Here is a 1,113-nt window from a genome sequence, read left to right on the forward strand (position 1 = left end):
CATCGCGAGCCTTTTCCTCGGCCGCACGACGTTGAATGTCCTCAGCTTCCTTTGCCTTAGCAAGGGAAAGCGCTTTCATACGGCGTTCCATCTCGGCATCGGAAATACCAGCGGGCCTGCGCGCAGGATCGCTTTTCATAGGCTTGCCGCCTGGCGCTGCACTCGCGGGGTTCGGGACACCCGGCTTGGGCACCACGACACGCTTGCGCTTGGTCTCCACAACAACACTCTTTGTCCGCCCGTGGGAGAAGCTTTGCTTCACCGAACCGGGGCCGCCACGAATGCCAAGGGGTTTTTTACCATCTGTATCGCTCATTTCGTCGTCTTACCCTTCCCGGCGGAGCGCTCTCCACCGTCTGTCTCGCGCACACCCTTCAGGCGTTCAGCGTCCTCAACAATTCGTTTGCTAAGACCGCCGCCTGCGAGCGCGCCATGTATCACACTTTCGCGGCCGAAAGCCAAACCCAATTCAGAACTCGACAACAGACCGAACCAACGGCCTCCATCAGGCGTCTTGAGTTTACCTTTTCCGCGTTCTGAACCATCCGATGCTTGCAAAAGAATCTTTGCATGCTCGTCGATCAGCCAATTCTTTACCTTCTCGAACCCACACACCGCCTGACCAGCCTTTCGAGCCAGTGAGATGAGGTGCACAACACGATTCGCGAGGCCTTTTTCAATCAAATCTACATACCCGTCGGGTATAATCACATCCTGTCGCGCCGCCTTGGCAAAGAGGCGCTTGCTTATCGCCTCTTCCAAAATGGCGCGTTCGCATGAGACCCATATTCCACGACCGGGCAGCTTTTCCGCAAGGTCGGGCACCAAGGTACCATCGGGGCCAACCACGAAACGGATGAGACCGTGACGCGGTTGCGCCTCGCGCGACACAATGCAGCGCCGCTCGTCATCTTCCATTTTGTCTTTTGGTTGGCCGCCTCTGGTCATACTTTACCTCTCTCGATGGCCTGAACTCAGGCCTCCGAACCCTCTTCAGTCTCATCAGCATCGTCATCTGTCGCCCCTTCCAAATCGGCGGGATCAACCCAACCCAATTGGATGCGTGCTGTCATAACGAATGTCTGAGCGTCTTCTAGAGACACGTCGAACTTT

At 56.4% G+C, this 1,113-nt stretch carries 2 protein-coding genes; both read right to left on the minus strand.

Annotation, left to right across the window (positions count from 1 at the left end; translation table 11 throughout):
- A partial coding sequence (locus ACTG34_RS13290; protein ID WP_439105368.1) for a translation initiation factor IF-2 associated domain-containing protein occupies nucleotides 1–316 on the minus strand: 316 nt, incomplete at its 3' end.
- A complete protein-coding gene (locus ACTG34_RS13295) occupies nucleotides 313–948 on the minus strand; it encodes an RNA-binding protein (RefSeq protein WP_062218215.1) in 636 nt (211 codons plus the stop codon). The genes ACTG34_RS13295 and ACTG34_RS13290, both read right to left, overlap by 4 nt.
- Nucleotides 949–1,113 lie beyond the last annotated feature (165 nt).

Source organism: Celeribacter marinus, from assembly GCF_965656515.1.
GTDB classification, from domain to species: Bacteria; Pseudomonadota; Alphaproteobacteria; order Rhodobacterales; family Rhodobacteraceae; genus Celeribacter; species Celeribacter marinus_D.

What these genes read in the sequence shown, in the direction of transcription:
- ACTG34_RS13295 (WP_062218215.1), bottom strand. Translation starts at nt 948, where the DNA reads ATGACCAGAGGCGGCCAACCAAAAGACAAAATGGAAGATGACGAGCGG.